The sequence below is a fragment of the Endozoicomonas gorgoniicola genome (assembly GCF_025562715.2).
Classification (GTDB): Bacteria; Pseudomonadota; Gammaproteobacteria; order Pseudomonadales; family Endozoicomonadaceae; genus Endozoicomonas_A; species Endozoicomonas_A gorgoniicola.
This window is the reverse complement of sequence record NZ_JAPFCC010000001.1, coordinates 4217649-4239344: the sequence shown is the minus strand read 5'-3', so window position 1 is coordinate 4239344 and position 21696 is coordinate 4217649. Positions and strand designations below refer to the sequence as shown.

18 protein-coding genes are annotated in these 21696 nt (G+C 48.7%); 11 read left to right on the top strand and 7 right to left on the bottom strand.

The window, feature by feature from the left end; translation table 11 throughout:
- Position 1 precedes the first annotated feature (1 nt).
- The 3 genes from yfaE to nrdA are packed head-to-tail and all read right to left on the bottom strand — an operon-like array spanning position 2 to position 3803.
- Positions 2–286: a class I ribonucleotide reductase maintenance protein YfaE gene (yfaE, locus tag NX722_RS19235; RefSeq protein WP_262564473.1), complete on the bottom strand. Its 285-nt coding sequence runs from the start codon at positions 284–286 to the stop codon at positions 2–4.
- Positions 287–344: 58 nt separating this feature from the next.
- Positions 345–1475, bottom strand: coding sequence for a class Ia ribonucleoside-diphosphate reductase subunit beta (gene nrdB / locus NX722_RS19230; RefSeq protein WP_262564472.1), 1131 nt, complete (start codon positions 1473–1475; stop codon positions 345–347).
- Positions 1476–1532: 57 nt separating this feature from the next.
- Entirely contained in the window at positions 1533–3803 is a 2271-nt protein-coding gene (gene nrdA, locus NX722_RS19225) for a class 1a ribonucleoside-diphosphate reductase subunit alpha (RefSeq protein WP_262564471.1), read from the bottom strand.
- A gap of 809 nt (positions 3804–4612) precedes the next feature.
- Here nrdA and NX722_RS19220 point away from each other — a divergent pair.
- From NX722_RS19220 to metE, 3 genes are all read left to right on the top strand, one after another.
- Positions 4613–5326 carry a winged helix-turn-helix domain-containing protein gene (locus tag NX722_RS19220; RefSeq protein ID WP_262564469.1) on the top strand — a complete coding sequence of 238 codons (714 nt, stop codon included), beginning with the start codon at positions 4613–4615 and terminating at the stop codon, positions 5324–5326.
- A 60-nt stretch (positions 5327–5386) separates the two neighbouring features.
- The gene (locus NX722_RS19215; RefSeq protein ID WP_262564468.1) at positions 5387–6976 is read left to right on the top strand and encodes an ATP-binding protein; all 1590 of its coding nucleotides are present in this window, start codon (positions 5387–5389) and stop codon (positions 6974–6976) included.
- 162 nt (positions 6977–7138) lie between these two features.
- A complete protein-coding gene (metE, locus tag NX722_RS19210; protein WP_262564467.1) occupies positions 7139–9430 on the top strand; it encodes a 5-methyltetrahydropteroyltriglutamate--homocysteine S-methyltransferase in 2292 nt (763 codons plus the stop codon).
- Positions 9431–9472: 42 nt separating this feature from the next.
- Here metE and NX722_RS19205 read toward each other — a convergent pair whose 3' ends face one another.
- Complete coding sequence (locus tag NX722_RS19205) at positions 9473–9871, bottom strand: hypothetical protein (RefSeq protein WP_262564465.1); 399 nt, start codon at positions 9869–9871, stop codon at positions 9473–9475.
- A gap of 183 nt (positions 9872–10054) precedes the next feature.
- On the opposite strand from NX722_RS19205, the gene NX722_RS19200 reads away from it, so the two are divergent.
- The 4 genes from NX722_RS19200 to grxD all read left to right on the top strand — a co-directional run bounded on the left by NX722_RS19200 (position 10055) and on the right by grxD (position 13577).
- Positions 10055–11323 (top strand): pyridoxal phosphate-dependent aminotransferase, encoded by a 1269-nt coding sequence (locus NX722_RS19200; protein WP_262564463.1) that lies wholly within the window; start codon positions 10055–10057, stop codon positions 11321–11323.
- A gap of 17 nt (positions 11324–11340) precedes the next feature.
- Positions 11341–12150 carry a M48 family metalloprotease gene (locus NX722_RS19195; protein ID WP_262564462.1) on the top strand — a complete coding sequence of 270 codons (810 nt, stop codon included), beginning with the start codon at positions 11341–11343 and terminating at the stop codon, positions 12148–12150.
- Between the two features lie 171 nt (positions 12151–12321).
- On the top strand, positions 12322–13095 hold the full coding sequence (locus NX722_RS19190) for an HAD-IIA family hydrolase (protein ID WP_262564461.1): 774 nt from the start codon (positions 12322–12324) through the stop codon (positions 13093–13095).
- A 155-nt stretch (positions 13096–13250) separates the two neighbouring features.
- Positions 13251–13577, top strand: coding sequence for a Grx4 family monothiol glutaredoxin (gene grxD, locus NX722_RS19185; RefSeq protein ID WP_262564460.1), 327 nt, complete (start codon positions 13251–13253; stop codon positions 13575–13577).
- 71 nt (positions 13578–13648) lie between these two features.
- On the opposite strand, the gene bfr is transcribed toward grxD, so the two are convergent.
- Both bfr and NX722_RS19175 read right to left on the bottom strand, forming a co-directional pair.
- Positions 13649–14122 (bottom strand): bacterioferritin, encoded by a 474-nt coding sequence (gene bfr / locus NX722_RS19180; protein ID WP_262564459.1) that lies wholly within the window; start codon positions 14120–14122, stop codon positions 13649–13651.
- Between the two features lie 372 nt (positions 14123–14494).
- Positions 14495–15915 (bottom strand): ISNCY family transposase gene (locus NX722_RS19175; protein ID WP_262563791.1). Its coding sequence is split into 2 segments (ribosomal slippage): positions 14495–15471 and positions 15471–15915, totalling 1422 coding nucleotides; the frame shifts between segments, so codons are not numbered across the junction.
- 244 nt (positions 15916–16159) lie between these two features.
- Here NX722_RS19175 and NX722_RS19170 point away from each other — a divergent pair.
- Positions 16160–17152 carry an IS30 family transposase gene (locus NX722_RS19170; RefSeq protein WP_262563592.1) on the top strand — a complete coding sequence of 331 codons (993 nt, stop codon included), beginning with the start codon at positions 16160–16162 and terminating at the stop codon, positions 17150–17152.
- A gap of 12 nt (positions 17153–17164) precedes the next feature.
- On the opposite strand, the gene NX722_RS19165 is transcribed toward NX722_RS19170, so the two are convergent.
- Positions 17165–17932, bottom strand: coding sequence for a class I SAM-dependent methyltransferase (locus NX722_RS19165; protein WP_262564458.1), 768 nt, complete (start codon positions 17930–17932; stop codon positions 17165–17167).
- A gap of 309 nt (positions 17933–18241) precedes the next feature.
- Between NX722_RS19165 and NX722_RS19160 the strand changes: the two genes are divergently transcribed.
- The 3 genes from NX722_RS19160 to NX722_RS19150 all read left to right on the top strand — a co-directional run bounded on the left by NX722_RS19160 (position 18242) and on the right by NX722_RS19150 (position 21619).
- Entirely contained in the window at positions 18242–18844 is a 603-nt protein-coding gene (locus NX722_RS19160; protein ID WP_262564457.1) for a peroxiredoxin, read from the top strand.
- A 216-nt stretch (positions 18845–19060) separates the two neighbouring features.
- Positions 19061–20410 carry a citrate/sodium symporter CitS gene (citS, locus tag NX722_RS19155; RefSeq protein ID WP_262564456.1) on the top strand — a complete coding sequence of 450 codons (1350 nt, stop codon included), beginning with the start codon at positions 19061–19063 and terminating at the stop codon, positions 20408–20410.
- Between the two features lie 195 nt (positions 20411–20605).
- Positions 20606–21619 (top strand): hypothetical protein, encoded by a 1014-nt coding sequence (locus tag NX722_RS19150; protein ID WP_262564455.1) that lies wholly within the window; start codon positions 20606–20608, stop codon positions 21617–21619.
- Positions 21620–21696 lie beyond the last annotated feature (77 nt).

The following is a 21696-nucleotide window of genomic DNA, read 5'->3' as shown; positions in this document are numbered from 1 at the left end:
TTTATTGTTCAGTTTTCTTTAAATGACACCCGCCGGGAATCTCGATGGTCAGGTCACTTTTGGCGTGGCAGCAACAGGGCAGAATCCGACCCTCTGGTATAAAGGCGATGGGTTCGCTGGTGTACTCCACCTCACCTTCGAGCAGCTGTACCTGACAGCTGCCACAAAAGCCTTCACGACACTGGTAATCGACATTAACCTTCTGAGACTCCAGGGCTTCCAGCAGGTTCAGCTCGCTTCTGGGAATAAAGCTGAACCCTTCAATAATCTTGATGATATTGGCCAACGGGAGTCTCCTGTCGTCTGTTAGTTGGTTATGGCGATAGTGCTACAGCGGGGTGAAGCTACAGTGAAAAGTTACTGAAATCTTCCGACCCCACTTCGCTGTCTATCTGCCCCACCAGGTAAGAGCTGACTTCAACTTCCTGCGGTGCTACCTGCACATTGTCGCTGTTCAGCCAGCTGTTCATCCACGGCAGAGGGTTCTGGATCGGTGCAAAGGCCGGTTCCATGCCGATGGCAGACATGCGCTGGTTGGTAATGTATTCCACATACTGGCTGAGAATATCCTTGTTCAGGCCAATCATTGAACCGTCCTGGAACAGATATTCAGCCCACTCTTTTTCCTGCTTTGCGGCTTCAATAAATATCTCTCTGGCTTCGCTATGCAGTGACGTGGCGATGTGAGCCATTTCCGGATCATCCTTACCTTCCGCCATAATCTGCAGCATGTGCTGGGTTCCCGTCAGGTGCAGGGCTTCATCACGGGCGATCAGTTTAATGATCTTGGCGTTGCCTTCCATGGTGGAACGCTCGGCAAAGGCAAAGCTGCAGGCAAAGCTGACATAAAAGCGAATGGCTTCCAGCACGTTGATGGATACCACCGTCAGGTAAAGTCGGCGTTTCAGGTCGGTGATCGACACATGAACCGTTTTGCCATTCACCTGGTGCTCACCTTCTCCCAGCACGTTGTACTGGTTGATGCCTTCAATCAGGTCGTCGTAATAACGGGTGATGTCGGAAGCCCGCTGAACAATAGCGCTGTTGGTGACAATATCATCGAATACGGCTGAAGGCTCCGGCAGGATATTGCGGATAATGTGGGTGTACGAACGCGAGTGGATGGTTTCGCTGAAAGCCCAGGTCTCAAGCCAGGTTTCCAGTTCTGGCAGGGAGACAATGGGCAGCAGGGCGACATTGGGGGAGCGTCCCTGAATCGAGTCCAGCAGGGTCTGATACTTCAGGTTGCTCAGAAAAATATGCTTTTCATGTTCTGGCAGAGCCGCGAAATCGCTGCGGTCTGTTGACAGGTCCACCTCTTCAGGTCGCCAGAAAAACGACAACTGTTTTTCAATCAGCTTTTCGAAGACGGGGTGTTTCTGCACGTCGTAGCGGGAAACGTTGACATTGCGACCAAAAAACATGGGTTCTTCGGTGGCATTGAACAGTTCCTGGTTGAAAGTGGTGTAGCTCATAGTATTTGTTTATCCGGGTCGCCGCAGCGACCACGACTGGGTTGAGTTGAAGGGTCGTTAAATCTTGCAGGCTCCACCGGCACAACCGTCGTCGGCCTCTTCGTGGGAGTCCGCTGCGCCATCACGGGTGTTATGGTAGTAAAGCGTTTTAACACCCAGTTTGTAGGCGGTTAACAGGTCTTTCAACAACAGTTTAACGGGTACCTTGCCACCTTCGAAACGAGCCGGGTCATAGTTGGTGTTGGCTGAAATCGTCTGATCTACAAACTTCTGCATAATAGCCACCAGTTGCAGGTAACCGTCATTACTTTCGATGTCCCAGAGCAATTCGTAACGTCCACGGAGTTCTTCATAGTCCGGAACGACCTGCTTGAGAATCCCGTCTTTGCTGGCTTTTACGCTGACATAGCCTCGTGGGGGCTCTATACCATTGGTGGCATTACTGATCTGGGATGATGTTTCAGAGGGCATCAGGGCGGTCAGGGTGGAATTGCGCAGCCCGTATTCCCGAATCTCACTGCGCAGGGCTTCCCAGTCCAGATGCAGAGGTTCCGGGCAGACACTGTCCAGATCCTGCTTGTAGGTATCGACAGGCAGGATGCCTTTGGCGTAAGTGGTTTCATGGAATTTGGTGCAGGTTCCCTGTTCCCTGGCTAACCGGTTAGAAGCTTTCAACAGATAATACTGGATTGCTTCAAAGGTTTTATGGGTCAGGCCATTGGCGGAACCGTCGGAGTAGCGCACATTGTTTTTTGCCAGATAGTTGGCAAAGTTGATCACTCCCACCCCCAGTGGACGACGCCCCATGGTGGCGGTATAGGCGGCAGGCAGCGGGTAGTCCTGGTAGTCCAGAAGGCTATCCAGTGCGCGTACCAGCAGGTCGGCCAGTGCTTCCAGTTCGTCCAGCTGATCGACCTTGCCAAGGTTGAAGGCGGCCAGGGTGCACAGGGCAATTTCACCGTCTTCATCCATAACATGCTGCAGGGGCTTGGTGGGCAGGGCAATTTCCAGACAGAGGTTGCTCTGGCGCACTGGGGCGACAGCAGGATCAAAGGGGCTGTGAGTGTTGCAGTGGTCAACGTTTTGCAGATAAATGCGGCCGGTACTGGCACGCTCTGAGGCAAACAGGGAGAACAGCTCAACGGCTTTCAGGGTCTTTTTGCGAATACTGTCGTCTTTTTCATACTGTTCATACAGTACTTCAAACTGTTCCTGGTCCTGGAAAAAGGCGTCGTAAAGACCGGGTACATCGCTGGGGGAGAACAGGGTGATATTGCCACCCTGAATCAGGCGCTGGTACATCAGGCGGTTAAACTGAACGCCATAGTCCAGATGCCGTACACGGTTCTCTTCGACCCCGCGGTTGTTTTTCAGTACCAGCAGGTTTTCCACCTCGTAGTGCCAGAGCGGGTAAAACAGAGTGGCTGCTCCGCCCCTGACGCCGCCCTGGGAGCAGGATTTTACAGCGGTCTGAAAGTGCTTGTAGAAAGGGATACAGCCGGTGTGAAAGGCTTCGCCGTTACGGATCGGGCTGCCAATGGCACGGATTCCTCCGGCATTAATCCCAATGCCTGCCCGTTGACTGACGTATTTTACAATAGCGCTGGAGGTTGCGTTGATGGAATCCAGAGAGTCACCGCACTCAATCAGGACACAGGAACTGAACTGCCGTGTGGGGGTTCTGACCCCCGCCATGATCGGTGTTGGCAGAGACAGCTTGAAAGTGGACACCGCATCATAAAAACGACGAATGTAGTCAATTCGGGTTGCTTTTGGATAGCTTGAAAACAGGCAGGCTCCGATCAGCATATAGAGCATTTGCGGGCTTTCGTAGTAGGTGCCGGTGACACGGTTCTGAACCAGGTATTTGCCTTCGAGCTGTTTAACGGCTGCATAACTGAAGTTCATGTCGCGCTGATGGTCAATGAAACTGTCCATCTGGCTGAATTCAGCTTCACTGTAGTCTTTTAAGAGGTGGGTGTCGTATTTTTTGGCTTCGCAGAGTTTCTGGACATGGTCGTACAGGGCCGGAGGCTCAAACTGACCGTAGGCTTTTTTACGGAGATGGAAAATCGCCAGCCTGGCCGCTAGGTACTGATAATCAGGTGCTTGCTCTGAGATCAGGTCAGCAGCGGATTTGATCAGGGTCTCGTGGATATCAGTGGTCTGGATGGCATCATAGAACTGTATATGTGACTTCAGCTCTACTTCTGAGACAGAAACATTGTTTAATCCTTCAGCAGCCCAGGCGATCACCTTGTGAATCTTGTCCAGATCCAGCTGCTCCTTGTCGCCGTTTCGCTTGGTGACCAGGATATTTTTGTTCATTCAACCCTTACCTGTAAATCAATATATTGTGTTTTCGTTGTCGACAAGAAACCTGTCGACTGCACCTTTCTCGGGAGGCAGAAACCAGAAAGCTAATGGGAGATGCTGATTGTGTACTTATAACCCGGATCGATAAAAAATCAGGATCAACTGCAACATGTATCTTAGAAAGTAAGCCCTGACTGATGGTTATCCGAGAGCCTTTAAGCATTCTTCCCTGATATTTAGCATTCTTACAGCGCCAGATCTGTGCTTTTGAGTACTCGCAGTCAGCGGTACTGTCATAACATCTTGTGGGGTGCTGAATACGAGATATACAACATGTTGTGTATGTCTTGTTTATATACACAAGATAATGCGGTATTGGGATAAGTTCAAGTTGACACTGTCGTGGAAATGCAGTGGATAACCTGTGAATTTATTTTTATGTTAGTGTTTGCAAACTGGCAGTTTGTCTTTCTTATCGCACTCAAGCAGTATTCAACAGGTCGTAGTTGAGACCCAATTTTTTTTATAATAAAAAGGAATATAATCTGGACTAAAGATAAGAAAAATACTATTGATTTTTCCTGATTCCGACAGTTATGCGACTTTCAACAACCACAATATATAGTGTTTGAGATTTTAACGGATTTGCGCGGATTTTGCCGTGAAAAAAATTCCTTTGTCCTGAACTGTTTTTATCCATTGAATGTCGAACGGGTAGTGATACTGGAATAAGCCGCGGCTGTAACTGCTTAACAGACAGGATTCTGGCGTGGGGGTGTAGTAGTATCTTGCACAATAATTCATACGCTGGAAATTTGGTTGTGGAAAATACAGAGACAGGTCGAATACTGATCGTTGAGGACGATGAGCGGCTGGCGACCCTGACCAGGGATTATCTTCAGAACAATGGCCTGCAGGTCACTGTGGAAGGCGATGGCGGCAAGGCGGTTGAACGCATCCTGAAGGAACGCCCGGATCTGGTCGTGCTGGATCTGATGTTGCCCGGAGAGGATGGCATCTCCATCTGCCGCCGGGTTCGGGGACAGTATCACGGCCAGATTTTAATGCTGACGGCACGGGCTGAAGACCTTGACGAAGTTCTGGGGCTGGAAATGGGGGCTGACGACTATGTGGCCAAGCCGGTTCGTCCCAGGGTTTTGCTGGCTCGTATCCGGGCTTTGCTGCGCCGGGCGGTTGCGCCGGTGGAAGAAGAACAGGAACAGGCCGTCAGTCGTCTGACTTTTGGCCCACTGGTTGTCGATAACGCTATGCGCGAAGCCTGGTTGAATCAGGCCAGTATTGAGCTGACCAGTGCCGAGTTCGACCTTTTGTGGCTACTCTGCTCCAATGCAGGGCGGGTTCTGAGTCGGGAAGAGATTTTTGCCCAGCTGCGTGGTATTGAATACGACGGTCAGGACCGGTCCATTGATGTCCGTGTATCCAGAATTCGCCCCAAAATTGGTGATGACCCGATGCATCCCCGCCTTATCAAAACAGTGCGCAGTAAAGGCTATCTGTTTGTAAAAAGTGATTGAGTCAGATGCCTGGCCGGGAATCGTGCCTGGTCAGGCCCATGGCGCTAACAGGTTAGATTTGTGAGTAGTATTTTTCTCCGAATATATGGCGGGCTTCTTTTCACGCTGGTGCTGGTGGCTGTGCTGTCTGGCATCTCAGTGACGCTGATTAATGACCACCGTCTGGGTGAGTATCGGGAAGATATGGTTCGGGGCACATTCCGGCTGGTGTCAGAGAGCCTGCAGGAATTGCCCGAGCAGGAACGTCAGGCGTGGCTGGATGAGTGGGCTTACCGTGTTGCTATTCCTTTTTCAGTCGTAACGGTTGATCAGTCCGGACTCAGTAAAAAGGCGTTGGAGCATATGGATCGTTCCGGTGTGTCTGTTCAGATGCTGGATAACAGCCGGGCGCTGGTATCTACCCGTCTTGATCAGAACCGGTTGCTGCAAGGCTGTGTGTTGAATATATCGGAGCAGATTATCAATGGCACACTGAGTTTGCTCCGGGAAAAGCTTCTGCGCTACGCACCCGCAGAACGGGAGCAGCGTTTGCAGGCGTTAGCCGTCGGCTCTTTCAGCTATCCGGTGCATCTGCTTAAGGAAGCCCAGGCCCGGTTGCTGCCGGTTCAGCAGGAGGAGTTGCGTCAGGGCAGTATGCTGATGCTGCTGGATGAGGAAGGGCAGAGCATTTCCATGTATACCAGCCTGCCGGATACGGGCCAGCTGTTGCGGCTGGGGCCACTGAGGTTGCTGAACCCTTATCCCTTTAAGCTGATGATTTCCATCGGTCTGTTTATGCTGACCTCCATCAGTCTGGCGATTTATATCCTGGTTCGTGGGATGGAGAAACGCCTGCGTCGGCTGGAGCGCGCTGCCACACGTTTCAGCCGGGGTGATTTTGATGTACGGGTCTCTATTGGCGGAACCGATTCCATTGGCCGCCTTGCTTCTGCCTTCAATGCCATGGCGGGCTACATTCAGCGTTTACTGAGCCTGAAGAAGGAGATGATTCGTGGTGTCTCCCATGAACTGCGAACACCGGTGGCGCGCCTGCGTTTTGGCCTGGATCTGATTGCTGACGCAGAAACCAGTGAAGAGCGCGAGAAACAGCTGGAAGGTATGGATAAGGATATCGAAGAACTGGATAACCTGGTTGACGAATTTCTGACCTATGCCAATCTGGAGCAGTCTGCTCCGGAGATTCGTTATAAACGACACGATGTTGATAAAGTGGTAGCGCAGGTCGTCAGTGAATACGGGCGGCTGCAGGACCGTGTGGACATTGAACATATTCCCTGCAATGTGCTGAACCCAAGACGTTTCGCAGACGTTGACCGACGCTATATCCATCGTGCCATTCAGAACCTGATTGGCAATGCCTGCCGCTACGCCGACAGTAAAGTGCAGGTAAGGTTTTCATCCACTCAGGAGACCTGCCGCGTCGATGTTGATGATGATGGGCCGGGCATCGCCGAGGAAGAGTGGGACCGGGTTTTCTCTGCTTTCAGTCGTCTTGACGACAGTCGTACCCGCAACACTGGTGGTTATGGTTTGGGGCTTTCCATTGTCCGCCGGATTATGTACTGGCATAACGGTCGGGCGATGGTCAGTCACAGCCCGATGGGTGGTGCCCGGTTCAGCCTGGTATGGCCCCGCAAGCAGCGGCGTTAGTTGTAAACCTTTTCTGTCGTTTAGTTGACCTGAAATCCAATTTGAAGCATTCTGCATTCTCTACCACACTCATTCACGTCTGTGAGTGAGCGTGGCAGAGACGATCATGACCAGAATAAATCCAATAAACGTATGACAACATCACCTCCGAGGAGGGTGGCAATGGCGACTTCACATTGTGTTGGTTTTCCCAGAATTGGCAAATTTCGTGAGCTGAAAAAAGCAACAGAAGCATACTGGAGAGGTGATCTCGATCAGTCTGCCCTGATGGCTGAAGGCAAGCGTTTACGGTCAATGCACTGGCGAATGCAACAGGATGCCGGTATGGACTGGGTCGCTACGGGGGATTTTGCCTGGTACGACCAGATGTTGAACCATTCCATGATGCTGGGAGCAATTCCGCACAGGTTTGAAGGCAACGTTGAAGGTCAGGCTGATAACCTGCTGGATACCCAGTTTCGGATGGCAAGAGGGCGTGCGCCCAGCGGTCAGGCAGCAGCGGCCTGTGAAATGACTAAGTGGTTTGATACCAACTATCACTATATTGTGCCTGAACTGCACCAGGGGCAGACGTTCCGGTTGACCAGCCGGGCGGTAATCGAACAAACCATAGAAGCTCAGGAGCAGGGATTTAATGCCAAGCCTGTGTTGATAGGGCCATTAACCTGGTTATGGCTTGGCAAGGTTAAAGGAGAATCCTTCGACCGGCTGGAGCTGCTTGATGAGCTGATGACGGTTTATGGGCAGGTGCTGGCGGAGCTGGCAGAAACCGGTGCTCAATGGGTGCAGATTGATGAGCCCATTCTGGCTCTGGATTTACCACAACCGTGGTTGCAGGCATTTGAGAGTGTTTATAACAGGCTGCAAACACCTGCTATCAAGATCATGCTGGCAACCTACTTTGGTGGCTTGCAGGATGCAACGACGACTGTCGTTAATTTGCCGGTTGAAGGTTTGCATATTGATCTGGTTCGCGCACCTGAACAGTTACTCTCTGAGCTGGACCGGTTACCTGCTTATAAAACCCTGTCTGTCGGCGTGATTGATGGCAGAAACATCTGGCGTTCTGACCTTTCAGCGATTCTGGAACAGCTAAAACCAGCCCGTGAGAGGCTGGGTGAACGACTGTGGGTTTCTTCCAGCTGTTCATTGCTGCATGTTCCGGTTGATCTCGACTCGGAAGAACGGCTGGATGAAGAAACGAAATCCTGGCTTGCTTTTGCGGTACAGAAGTGTGAAGAAATTGCAGTACTGGGCAAGGCGTTGTCAGGTGATAACAGCGACAAAACCAGGGCGCTGGTGGCCTTGTCAGATGCCGTCGCCTGTAGTCGCAGAGCGTCCCGAAGAATACATCGGGAAGAGGTTCAGCAAAAAACAGATGCCATTACTCCCGAGCTGATGCAGCGACATTCTCCCTTTGCTGAAAGATATAGCCTGCAACGGGAAAAGCTGAAGTTACCGCTGTTCCCTACCACCACAATCGGGTCTTTTCCCCAAACGAAAGAGATACGTCGGCAGCGTAGTCTTTATCGAAAACAGCAGCTGGACAGGCAGGAATATCTTGAGTCCATGCAGCAGGAAATACAGGCCACAATAAAACGACAGGAGGCGTTAGGTCTGGATGTTCTGGTTCATGGTGAAGCAGAGCGCAATGATATGGTGGAGTATTTTGGTGAACAGCTGGATGGTTTTGCCTTTACTGAGTACGGCTGGGTGCAGAGTTATGGTAGCCGGTGCGTAAAGCCGCCCATTATTTATGGTGATATCAGCCGCCCTGCGGCTATGACCGTTGACTGGAGCGTATTTGCCCAGCAGCAGACCAGTAAGGTGATGAAAGGTATGCTCACGGGGCCGGTGACGATTCTTCGCTGGTCTTTCCCACGGGATGACGTTTCTCAAAAAACCTCCTGTGAGCAGCTGGCGTTGGCACTGCGTGAAGAAGTGACGGACCTGGAGCAGGCAGGGATTGGCGTCATTCAGATTGACGAACCAGCGATCAGGGAGGGTCTGCCTCTGAGAAAGGCAGACTGGCCAGAGTACCTGGACTGGGCGGTGAACTGTTTCCGGCTGACAGCCGGTGGTGTGCAGGATGATACCCAGATTCATACCCACATGTGTTACAGCGAGTTCAATGACATCATTGAATACATCGCTGCCATGGATGCGGATGTCATCACCATTGAAACCTCACGGTCTGACATGCAGCTGCTGGATGCTTTTGAGGAGTTTGAATATCCCAATGAAATTGGCCCCGGGGTTTATGATATTCATTCGCCCAATGTGCCGGAGCGGGAATGGATGAAACAGTTGATTAAGAAAGCGGCTGAAAAGATTCCGCCTGAAAGGTTGTGGGTGAACCCGGATTGTGGTCTGAAAACCCGTGACTGGCCGGAAGTGGAAGAAGCTCTGACCAATATGGTTCAGGTTGCCAGAGAGTTAAGAGCCGAATATTAACCCGTTGCCTCCGCCAGCGTTGCTGGCGGAGTGCATTCCTTTTTACCGCCTGGTGATTGGCCTGGCTTTGACCTGCAATTCAATTTCCGGGGAGGGTTCTTTAAAGGTAAATCCGGCTTCCTCGTTATCAGGGGCCAGAATGCCGACACTTCTAACCGTGCGGGATATCATGGTGTCGATAAACACGGTTTGTGCTTCCTCTCCCGGCATCACGGCATATTCCACTTTATAGGTGTGATTCATCACATCATCATGAAAATAGAGTTTTCTGGTTGTATAACCCGGTAATTCGATACTTTGCTGTTGCAGCGGTCTGCCATCAATCAGAAGATTAGTCTCCAGCTGATAATAAACCTCTTCAGTACCGTTTTTGGAAAGACTTCCACAGGCCGAAATAAACAATAACAGCGGCAATATCAAAAGTTTGAGAGCTGATTTCATGGGTAGTTATTCTGATCCTGAAAGTTGAGAGCCATTGTAGCAAAGACCAGCAAAGTCGCAGTTCTTGTAAAAAACAGTTGTTCTCTCAAATCAATAGGGTGTTAAATCAATTAATACCTGCCTGAAGTGGCTACTTTCTCTGGCAGGCATTGCGTGTCACAGGGACGGGACAGAAAAATAACAATGATTAAAGTCAATCAGCTCAACAGGAATGTACGAGGGTTGAAGCCATCAGCCACACTGCAAATTAACGAAGACAGTAATCGCCTGATTCAACAGGGACGGGACATCATTAAACTGGGGCTTGGGCAATCCCCGTTCCCGGTTCCGGAAGTGGTCGTCAGTGCGTTAAGGTTGCACGCCCATGAAAAAGATTATCTGCCTGTAAAAGGTCTTTATTTATTACGTGAAACGGTTGCCCGTTATTACCAACGCCGGGATGGAATTCCCTGGCAGGCGGAAGATGTTCTGGTGGGGCCCGGTTCCAAGGAATTAATTTTCAATTTGCAGATGGCTTGTGAAGGTGACCTATTGATTCCTGCCCCTTCATGGGTTTCCTATGCCCCTCAGGCTCAGTTGTTAGGTCGCAAGGTTTTTCACTTGCCCACTAAACCAGAAAACCACTGGCGACTTCAGGCGGATGAACTGGATGCTTTCTGTCAGCAGGAACCTGAACGAACCCGCATTTTAATTCTGAATTACCCCAGTAACCCAACCGGTTGCAGTTATGATGCTGACAGTCTGAAGGCGTTAGCAGAGGTCGCCCGACTATACGGCATTATTGTGGTAGCCGATGAGATTTATGCGGAAACTACCTTTGCTGGCAATCATCAGTCAATGTCTGTGTATTATCCCGAAGGAACAGTCATCAGCAGTGGTCTCAGTAAATGGTGTGGTGCCGGAGGCTGGCGGCTGGGAGTAATGCTGCTGCCTGATACATTAAGACCTTTGCAGGATGCTATGGCTATTATTGCCAGTGAAACCTTTACGTCTATCAGCGCGCCAACCCAGTATGCGGCCTGTACGGCTTTTTCAGAGTCAGCCGCGCTGGACGCCTACCTGGTGGCAACCCGTGCAGTATTAAAACGAATTTCTTCGTATATGGTCAAAAGGTTGCGGGCTGTCGGGCTGAAAATGGAGGAACCGGTTGGCGGTTTTTATCTGCTGACCAGCTTTGCAGCCCTGCGAGCGAAACTGGAACAGAAGGGTATTTTTTCATCGGAACAGCTCTGTGAGAAACTTCTGGAGGAGACCGGTGTCGCCTTGTTGCCGGGTTCGGACTTTGGTTTAGACGACAGTCAGTTGTACACTCGCATGGCATTTGTTGATTTTGATGGTGACAGGGCGCTGAATGCAATAAACGACAGTAGTCTTTCTGAAGAGGCTTTTGTTGAGGCGAATTGCCCAAAGCTGGTACAGGCCTGTGATCGAATCGAAAACTGGTCGAAATAATAGATTAAAAGAACAACATGAAAAACTTTTTCAGGGCGGTTGCTGTGGGAGCCGCAATTACGCTGGCAGGGTGCCAGTCCGTTTCTACCACCTCATCCGGCACCATTGGTGTTCAGAGACAGCAGCAAATGGTGACCATGCTTTCTGAAAGTGAAGTGAACCAGATGGCTGCCGAGGCTTACCGTAAAGCGCTGGCAAAAGGAAAAAAGGACGGTACGCTTAACCAGAATCATAAACAGCTGAAACAACTGCGGGCGATTGCCGACCGGTTGGTGAAGCAGGTGGGGGTGTTTCGAATGGATGCCCTGCACTGGGACTGGGAAGTTAATCTGCTAACCAGTCAACAGCTGAACGCTTACTGTATGCCGGGAGGTAAGATTATGTTTTACACCGGCATTCTGGATGAATTAAAGCTGACTGATGATGAGATTGCCGCGATTATGGGGCATGAAATGGCCCATGCCCTGCGTGAACACGGTCGGGAAGCCATGTCCCATGCCTATGTGCAGCAACTGGGGTTCAGTGCGGCTGCCGCCTTGCTGGGAGCAGGCCGGAGCGCGATGCAGATGGCTGATGCTGTGGTGAATTACGGCATGACTTTGCCAAACAGCAGAACCAATGAGGTGGAGGCAGACCTGATTGGCCTTGAGCTGATGGCAAGGGCTGGCTATGACCCCCATGCCGCAGTGACGCTCTGGGAAAAAATGTCAGCGGCGGGTGGCGGTAGCCCGCCCGAATTTATGAGTACTCATCCCGCACATAACACGCGAATATCTGGCTTACGTGCCAGTATTCCCAAGGTGCGGCATCTGGGGGGGAAGGATTAATCTGCCTGTTTCCTGCTTACATTAACTGAAAATAAGAAGAGGCTAACCATCCCATTAACTATGCTGACACAGGGGGGGGGAGCGTCAGGGTGATCAATTAGAAAATAGGATTTTCCTCGGCTGAGACTTATACTGATGCCCCTTGTCCAACACGAGCAGCGGAGAATCAGGATGCCCACAGCAGAAATTCCATCTACAGCCAAAAGTGTGATTTGCGATATCGACGGCGTCATCCTCCATAATAACCAGATTGTGCCGGGAGCCGATCAATTTATCCACAGGCTGCTGGAACGCGATGTCCCACTGCTCATGCTGACAAACTACCCCTCACAAACACCAAAGGATTTGCAAAATCGCTTTGCCTCTGTGGGCATCAACATTCCTGAACATCACTTTTTTACTTCCGCCATGGCCACCGCTGAATTTCTGAAGCGCCAGGATGGCCACAAAGCCTTTGTCATTGGCGAAGGCGCTCTTATGCATGAACTGTACAAAGCCGGTTTCACCATGACTGATATCAACCCGGACTTTGTGGTCGTCGGAGAGACCCGCAATTTTAACTGGAACATGATTCATATGGCGGCCAGGTTTGTCGTTGATGGTGCCCGTTTTATCGCCACCAATCCTGACACCCATGGCCCGGACATGTCGCCAGCCTGTGGCGCTCTCTGCGCCCCCATTGAGCGAATTACTGGCAAAAAACCATTTTATGTCGGCAAGCCCAGCGCCTGGATTATCCGGGCGGCCCTGAACCAGATGGAGACTCATTCGGACTGCACCCTGATTATTGGCGACAATCTGAAAACCGATATTCTGGCAGGTTTCCAGGCAGGGCTGGAGACGGTTCTGGTATTATCTGGCGTCAGCAAAACCGCTGATATCGAACAGGTGCCTTTTAAGCCAAATCATATTTTTCCATCCGTGACAGATATTGACCTTATTTAACCGAAATCACTGCTTGCGCCTTAGGATAACGCACTTTATATGGTGCAAAAGTACCATTAAAACCGGCAATTTATGTTATATACCCGGTGTACCGCTGGCTTATACCTTTGCTATGATGCTCCGGACTTATTTCTATTAAAATAAAGGCTGTTCTAATGGCATTTGAACTCGAAGACTTCCAGGAACAAATCAAAACTCACAACATTCTGCTTTATATGAAGGGCTCCCCTAAACTGCCCCAGTGCGGCTTTTCGTCCAAGGCTGTCCAGGTACTGATGGCCTGTGGTGAACAGTTTGCTTTTGTAGACATTCTGGCAAACCCTGAAATTCGCGCTAACCTGCCAAAATACGCTAACTGGCCAACCTTCCCTCAGTTGTGGGTAGGTGGTGAGCTGGTTGGCGGCTGTGACATTCTGATTGAAATGTATAACAGTGGCGACCTGCAGAAACTGATTTCCGAGGCGGCTGGCAAAAGCGAATAATCTTTACAGACTGCTCCGGGGTTGGACTGTTTCGTTGATGCAGTCCAACCTGTTGAGTGGGAGCGGCAGAGTTATTCGTCAGCACTTTGCGACAGCAGATAGTTTTCTGTACCCAGTATTTTGATCTGGTGCAAGTGTACTTCCAGGCTATCCATGTGCTCCTCTTCAGCCGTCAGTATTTTTTCCAGCAGTTGCCTTGAACCAAAATCCCCAACTTTCTCACAGTACTTAATGCCTTCCTTTAAAACCGGTATGGCTTTCTTTTCCTGTTGCATGTCCGACTCAAGAATGCCCTGAACCGAATTAGAGAGAATGGGTTTGTCCAGATTTTTAAAGTCCGGCATCCCTTCCAGAAATAATATTCGTTCTATTAGCCAGTCGGCATGCCACATTTCTTCAATGGATTCTTTGTAGACTTCTTTGCCCAGCTTTTTAACGCCCCAGTTTTTCAGCATGCTGGAATGCAGGTAATACTGGTTAATGGCTGTCAGCTCATTCATCAACGCCTTGTTCAGGTGTTCGATAACAGTTTGGTCACCAGTCATGATAGATATCCGTTAGAGGAAAAATAGGAAAGGGTTACCCATACGCTTATCAAGTATGATGTGACATCACCATCTGTCAAAAACTATTTTTCAATGCTATCTTGTTGAAAGATAACAATAATATTTATCATTTGTATTTGGTGTTTTGAATTAAAGCACTAATTAGTGCCTGTCAGAAAACCTATGAAAATTGAGTCACTGACATTCATCAAACAGTAGAACTGCTCCGCAAGCATTATCAGAGTCTCGCTTATAGGGCACTTCTTGATCAAAGTGCTTGCAAAATAGCCAAAACTGCCATTTTACGAACGTGCAGAACCCTCATGCACCCATGATCAAATTTCGGACGGCAAAAGACTGCTGTCAGTAGGGCTAAAAATCCCGTTCTTGTAAAATCCTGCCCAAGCGCTTCAGGTTGCCACCCACAACCGCAAGGGCAACATAGCGCTTGAAGGCATCAATGCCCTTGTCCGGACATTTATCGAGGCCATTGGCTTCCAGAGCATTAATGTCAGACTCTACGGCGGAATGCTTTCTTTTTGCCCGGGTAAACTCAAGGTGGTGCTCTCGTTTTTTGTCTTCTGCGGAAAGCCTGCCTTTCTTCGGCAGAATGGTTCGTTCCAGAAAGCCATCAAGTTCCTCAAGGTTGGCGGGGCTCCAGAACCCTTTGTCATAACTGACCTGGCTCAGCATGGGAAAGCGTTGTTTTGCTCCTTTTGCGATAGGCACTGCAACCTGATCGTCTGTCTGCTTTTGCATCACATGGTGATTCAGCGTGAAGCCAAACTGGTCTTGCAGTACGCATACCCGCAACCCCAACTCTACAGGAACTCCGGCTTTACCCTTGCTGATCCATTCTGTGTGGGGTTCAAAAATCGAGAACACCTTGTCGCTGTGAGGAATCTGCTGATGCTCGATCACCCGACGATAAATCAGATTAATCTGGTGACGACTGTGGGCAATGTAGTATTTGAGATTCTCCAGCGCAGACTCATCGGGGGCGCTTTTTTCTACCAGGGCAGCTGTGCTTTCTGCCTTGCGGATAATGTCGAGACTGTACTTAATGTATTCAAGGTGTGCCGTTTCAATATCGTGCTGACGTGACCGCTGTTTAAACTCGCAGGCAGCAACGGAATGTTTCAGATTCCGCACCTTGTGATAGCGCTTTCGATGCTGTTTTTTCAGGTATTCCCGCTGACGCCACGCTGGTAACTGGTACTGGCCAGCCAGGGTGGACGCAAACTCAATAGCCTTACGACAGGCATCGTTTAACAGGCTGATGTCTGTGGGAAAATGAACATCGGTCTTGACTACAAACGAATCGGCACGGCCATATAGCGGCTCATCTTTTTTTTAACCAGTTGATGGCCTGCTGCCACGACAATCTGGTTTACCTGGTCCAGTATTTCGGGCGTGAACAGGCTGATATTATCCTGCAATGTCTGGATATGATAAGAGTGCGTGCAGTAAGGACCGTGCCCAAGCATTTTCCGTAGCGTGCCGTGTTCATTGGCCAGCTCCTGAAGACGGTCATAATCACAGTTAGTGACCAGCCGCAGGGTGCCAAACACCAGTATGTTCCAGAGATCCATACCGGGACGACCATTATTACTGCTGGCAGGAATCATACTTTCAAGAACTTGAAAGACCTGCTCTCTCAGATCAGGTGTAACCCATATGTGCTGCAAGCCCCGCAAAAGCCGGGGAATATCATCTCTGGACTTGGGGTTGAATGTGATGGCGGAGATATCAACCTCGCCCAACTGCATTTGTGGATTAATGGTTTGACGCATAAACTCGAAAACAGCCTGTCTGGGAAAATCTTCGAGTATTATATTTGGCCTCAGGCTGTGTTTTTCAAGGGCTTGAGGGTTTTCGGACAGGCACTAATTAATTCAGAGCTTAATTTAAAACGACCTGAATTCGTATCATAAGTGCATAACCTCTGTAACCAGAGGATTGTTTCAGAACCTTTGAAGTGAATCAGAACTCAGGGGTATTCTGTAAAGCAACCAAACCATACAGAGGAAGCCAAGGATGGCCTATACACACCTGAGCTCTGAAGAGAGATATTATATCGAAACTGAACTCAAAAATGGGACTTCACAAAACAAAATTGCTAAAAAGCTTGGCCGTTCACAGCCTACCGTGTCGCGAGAAGTAAACCGCAATAAAGGGCAAAGAGGGTACAGGCACCAACAGGCTAATCGCACAGCTCGGCAGCGGCACAAAGATAAGCCAAAAGCTATTAAGCTGACAGACGACATTAAACAACGTATTTCAAACGATATCCGTTCAGATTGGAGTCCTGAACAAGTGGCTGGAAGGCTTGAAAAGGACGGTGTAATCAAGCTGCATCATGAGACGATTTATCAATTTGTAGCGGATGATAAACGGCGCGGAGGCTCGCTCTATAAGCACTTGAGGCACCAGAAAAAAACTTATCGAAAGCGATACGGTTCAGCTCATAACCGAACCGGTATACCAAATCGGGTTGGCATTGAAGAACGCCCCGAAGTGGTCAACAACAGAGAGCGAGTTGGTGACTGGGAAGCTGATACTGTAATAGGTAAAAATCATAAAGGAGCCATCGCTACATTAGATGAACGAAAAACCAAGCTTCGCCTTGCTGTCCCTCTACCAGGCAAGAAGGCAAAAGCGGTTAAACAGGGAATAATTGACGTACTCAAGCCTCTGAAAAGGTTTGTAAAGACAATAACATACGACAATGGAAAGGAGTTTGTTCAGCATGAATCAATTGCCAAAGCTTTAAAATGTGACAGCTACTTTGCTGCCCCCTACCATTCTTGGGAAAGAGGCCAGAATGAGAATGCTAATGGTTTGCTAAGGCAGTATTTCCCCAAGTCGATGGAGCTTAATGGCGTGACAGAAAAAGATGTCATCATTGCAGTGGATAAGCTGAACAACAGGCCAAGAAAGTGCCTGGGCTACAAGACTCCTTATGAGGCATTTAAAGAGTCAACTGGAATAGATGCAAGAAAAGTCATGGGTTATGCACTTATGACTTGAATTCAGGCGATTTTAAAGTTTGCCAGCCACGAGTCTTACCTGATCGTGATCTCCATGTTCCAGTGCAGGATAATGAAGTGCCGGGCCTGTTGTGATCAGGTCAATACTGAAACCCGCATCAGAAAAAGCATGAGCCAGCTGGTCGGGATTAAAAAAATTGAAATAGCTTCTGGGCATTATTGAGTAGGCTAAGTCTCTCAATTCTCTGGCTTCAGGATCAGGTTCGTAATGACTCAACGCCTCGTCAATGAGACTGAGAATACCATCAACAGGGTCAAGGCGGTCAGGGTGCTTTTTCCGCTGAGCGACTTTTATTCCTTTCAGGTTAACTTTTTTAAACATTTGCGAGTCTTCACAGCCACAGGTTAATACAACCTTCCCATCGGGAATTAATAAACGTCGAAGTTGTTGTATTGCAGCAAGGGTTTCTTCGTGGTTTAGAAAGTGGAAGACCTCCGAACAGAGTATGCCTGAAAAATAATTATCAGGCAGGGGCATGCTGTCAGGTAGTTTAGCCAGATGAAAACTGAGCCGTTCGGCTTTGTCATGATGCTCCTGCTGAAGCAACTGCAGGCTGCCCTCGTCAATCTCGGTGGCATAGACTCTGGCACCATTGTTGATGGCTACCAGGCTGTTGTGACAGTTACCACAACCAATATCCAGCAAGGGGTTGCTATGGTTCCAACTGCCCAGCCAGTGGTCAATCAGTGGGTTGGTAGCGGAGAATGCCACACCTGCCCTGTGTGCCATTTTGTGGTAGAGCTTTTCTGGCTGTGACATAGCCTTGCCCTGCATCTGCCTTTCAGGAACAGAAGTATAGGTGCATTTTTGTGGTTGCCAGGTAAATAATCCCTATGTCCGGCATGAGTTGTGTCAATGGATGGTAGGGTTTGTGGTTATTTTTACTGTGCAAGTAGGCAGGAATACTCATGCCGTGTATGATTGGCAACGGCTTCAGAACATTGAGGCTCTGTATCAGCCAACGCAGACGTATCAGCCAACGCAGACGTATCAGCCAACGCGGACAGGTTGAATCTGCGTGTTGTTGAACGTGTTGTTGGACATAGTTAACTAACCGGAGATGAATAAATGGGCGTACTGGTAGGCAAGAAGGCTCCTGATTTTACCGTTCCAGCGGTTCTGGGTGATGGTACTATCGTTGATGAATTTTCCCTCTCGGAAGCCATTCGTGGAAAATACGGTATTCTGTTCTTCTACCCGCTGGACTTTACTTTCGTTTGTCCATCGGAGCTGATTGCCCTGGATCATCGTATAGACGCATTCAAAGAACGTAAAGTTGAAGTGATTGGTGTTTCTATCGACTCTCACTTTACTCACAACGCCTGGCGCAATACGCCCGTTAACGAGGGCGGTATTGGTCCGGTGAAGTATACCCTGGCTGCGGATATGACTCATCAGATCTGCAAGGACTATGATGTTGAGTCCGAAGGCGGTGTGGCTTTCCGTGGTGCTTTCCTGATTGACGACAAAGGTGTTGTACGCTCCCAGATCATTAATGACCTGCCACTGGGTCGTAATATGGACGAGCTGATCCGTCTGGTTGATGCACTTCAGTTCCATGAAGAGCACGGTGAAGTGTGTCCCGCTGGCTGGAATAAGGGCGACAAGGGGATGAATGCTTCTCCTGACGGTGTAGCCAGCTATCTGTCTGAAAGCGCGGAAGAGTTGTAAGTTTTTTGAATCCAGCCTGATAAGCTTTTTTGAAGAACGTAAAGGCGTTGCCATCAGTTGGTAGCGCCTTATTTTTAAATAATATTTTTTAATTTAATTCATTGTGTTCAATGAGCCTATTTTGTGCCTGTTTTATCGTTGATATCTATCAATAAGTGCTGATTTTTTTTCCTTAGGATGAATGCCGGATAATTGATAATTACTGGTCGAATTCTAATGAGTACACAAACCAATCAGCATTTTAACGCTGCGTCCCGTGAGTCCTTACCCGATAAACTGATGAACCTTGAAGTGTTCGGGATGTCTATTCACCTGTTTGCCGCAGCGGCCACCGTCATTCTTGTGGCGCACGCCTTTGATGTCCTGCCTGGGGGGTTGGTGGGCGGCCTGTCAATCAGTTTTGTCATCGGGGCCGTTTTTGGGGAGATTGGCAAGCGGCTTCCTTTCTGGAACCGCTACATTGGTGGTGCCCCGGTATTGATTTTTCTGGGTACGGCCTGGCTTGTGTACGCTGGCCTGATGTCAGAGCGCGAAGTGGCGGTGATTACGGACTTCATCAAAAACTATAAGTTTATTGACCTGTTCATTGCCGTATTGATTACGGGCAGTATTTTGTCGGTAAACCGCGTTTTGCTCCGTCGTTCTCTGGTTGGGTATATTCCTTCCATTTTGTTTGCGGTTGCCGGTGCTGCCGCCCTTGGGATTGCCTGCGGAATGATGTTCGGCATTTCACCCGGTGAAACGATTATGCTGTATGTCCTGCCCATTATGGGGGGAGGCAATGGTGCTGGCGCTGTTCCGCTGGCAGAGATTTATCAGCAGGCCACCGGAAATTCTGCCGAAGCTTACTACTCTGTAGCGATTTCCATTCTGACCATTGCCAATATCATTGCTATTGCTGCTGCTTCCATTCTGGACCGTCTGGGTAAAAAGTACTCAAACCTGACCGGTGATGGTGAGCTGGTTCGCAAGGGTAAGTTCAAGATTCCTGAAGACGACAAGCCTGGTCGTAAAATTACCCCACGGGATCTCGCCGTTGGTTTGCTGCTGGCTTGTACGGCTTATACCCTTGGTCACATTCTGTCCAAAATAGTACCGTCTTTTGCGGGTGTCAGTATTCACAGGTACGCCTACATGGTCATCGTTGTGGCGGTGATGAATATGTCTGGCATTGTTCCTGTGGAACTGAAAATCGGTGCCCAGAAAATGTCCCAGTTTTTCAGTAAGCAGATGCTTTGGGTTCTGATGGTGGGTGTGGGTGTTGCTTATACCGATCTTGGCGAAATCATTGCGGCGATTTCCCTGACCAACATTATCATGGCAACCATGATTGTGCTGGGTGCTGTTATCGGAGGTGCCCTGGGCGGGCGAGTGGCTGGTTTCTATGAGATTGAAACCGCTATTACCGCCGGTTTGTGTATGGCTAACCGTGGTGGCTCCGGCGACCTGGAAGTGATGGCTGCATCCAAGCGAATGCACCTGATCTCCTATGCCCAGATTTCATCACGCCTCGGTGGCGGGATTGTTCTCGTTATTGCTTCTGTCGCCTTTGGTATTCTGGCTTGATCGGCTGAAACTGTGCCGTTCTGCCTGACTTTTCTGCCCTGTCTCCATTCCCCTTGCCGGGCTGTGGTGACGGGGCAGAGAAAAAGGTTAAGGCTCTTTTATATTTTTCCAAAAAATGCTGCCCCTGTGTGGAACTAATAAGAAAAAGTAACTGTCAGAGTGCTTATTAATAAATCTTCTATACAGGCAAAATAAATGAAATTTGTTCGATGTATACTGACAGCAAAAGTGCGAAACGGTATTACTGTTTTTCTTTGCTGTCTGTTTTTTTCTTCACTGTCTTTTTCAGATAACAGTATTCACTCAATAAAATTTGAAGATACTCATCTGTACGAAGCAATAAATGTGAGTATTGATAAATATTTTAGCCACGATAGCCTTATAGAAAATTCGCAATACAGTGATGAGAATAGATTATCAAGAGAAGCTGTTACAGATCTGGTTTTGCACTTTAGTACTGAAGACAGTAAATGGTATAAAGTTTTTTCAGAACTGGATGTTGAGGAAAGTCTTCTGGATGAAATAAAAAATAGCCTGTCAAAAAAAGGAAAACGAAGGTTTCTGGAAGATGGTGATACCCCTTATATTATTGATGCAATGGTGAGGCTGCTCTCTGTCGTCATTGAAAAGAATACAGACGATGATATTTTTGATGCTGTTAGTTCTGTGCGGAAAGATTTTGCCTATGTGCTATCCGGGAAAAAAAATAAAAATGAACAGTCGAAAAATAATAGTGACGTATCTATCCACCTGATCTGGTTCAGGCTGACCGGGCGCAAAACAAGCTGGGGACACGAAATACCTAACACCGATCTTCTGCCGCACCAGCAAACGATTTATGACTGGGCTTTTTACAACCCTGATAAACAGGTGTTTTTATGGTATGACTCCTATGGTTTGAGTGAAGAAGCTATTTCTCAGTACCAGGACTTTGAACGTACACTACAATCGTATGGTCTTGATAATGTTAATGTTTTGGATGTCAAAAAAATTGATTGGCGTGGTAGTAAAATTAATAACTACAATGTTTATGAAAATGAATTTCATACGTCGACCATTCAATCTGAAATCGATTTTGGCGATAAGAATGATCAGGACTTAGGCCAGAAAGTTAACTTTTTTAGAATTAATATTCTTCGTAATAGCTGTAGTGCTATTGAATCAGCTATGAAAGCCAGTGCGAAAAAACTAACAAATTGTCCTCATTAGGCCATTTACTTTGATCTTGACTATAAGCCGGTCCAGTTTTCAGGAGATCAGGTTTTTAAAAATGAAATTGGCGTTGA

Coding starts and splice junctions, on each gene's coding strand:
- metE (WP_262564467.1), top strand. CDS start 7,139: ATGGCGACTTCACATTGTGTTGGTTTTCCCAGAATTGGCAAATTTCGT.
- NX722_RS19200 (WP_262564463.1), top strand. CDS start 10,055: ATGATTAAAGTCAATCAGCTCAACAGGAATGTACGAGGGTTGAAGCCA.
- grxD (WP_262564460.1), top strand. CDS start 13,251: ATGGCATTTGAACTCGAAGACTTCCAGGAACAAATCAAAACTCACAAC.
- nrdB (WP_262564472.1), bottom strand. CDS start 1,475: ATGAGCTACACCACTTTCAACCAGGAACTGTTCAATGCCACCGAAGAA.
- bfr (WP_262564459.1), bottom strand. CDS start 14,122: ATGACTGGTGACCAAACTGTTATCGAACACCTGAACAAGGCGTTGATG.
- nrdA (WP_262564471.1), bottom strand. CDS start 3,803: ATGAACAAAAATATCCTGGTCACCAAGCGAAACGGCGACAAGGAGCAG.
- NX722_RS19205 (WP_262564465.1), bottom strand. CDS start 9,871: ATGAAATCAGCTCTCAAACTTTTGATATTGCCGCTGTTATTGTTTATT.
- NX722_RS19195 (WP_262564462.1), top strand. CDS start 11,341: ATGAAAAACTTTTTCAGGGCGGTTGCTGTGGGAGCCGCAATTACGCTG.
- citS (WP_262564456.1), top strand. CDS start 19,061: ATGAGTACACAAACCAATCAGCATTTTAACGCTGCGTCCCGTGAGTCC.
- NX722_RS19160 (WP_262564457.1), top strand. CDS start 18,242: ATGGGCGTACTGGTAGGCAAGAAGGCTCCTGATTTTACCGTTCCAGCG.
- NX722_RS19190 (WP_262564461.1), top strand. CDS start 12,322: ATGCCCACAGCAGAAATTCCATCTACAGCCAAAAGTGTGATTTGCGAT.
- NX722_RS19170 (WP_262563592.1), top strand. CDS start 16,160: ATGGCCTATACACACCTGAGCTCTGAAGAGAGATATTATATCGAAACT.
- NX722_RS19150 (WP_262564455.1), top strand. CDS start 20,606: ATGAAATTTGTTCGATGTATACTGACAGCAAAAGTGCGAAACGGTATT.
- NX722_RS19165 (WP_262564458.1), bottom strand. CDS start 17,932: ATGTCACAGCCAGAAAAGCTCTACCACAAAATGGCACACAGGGCAGGT.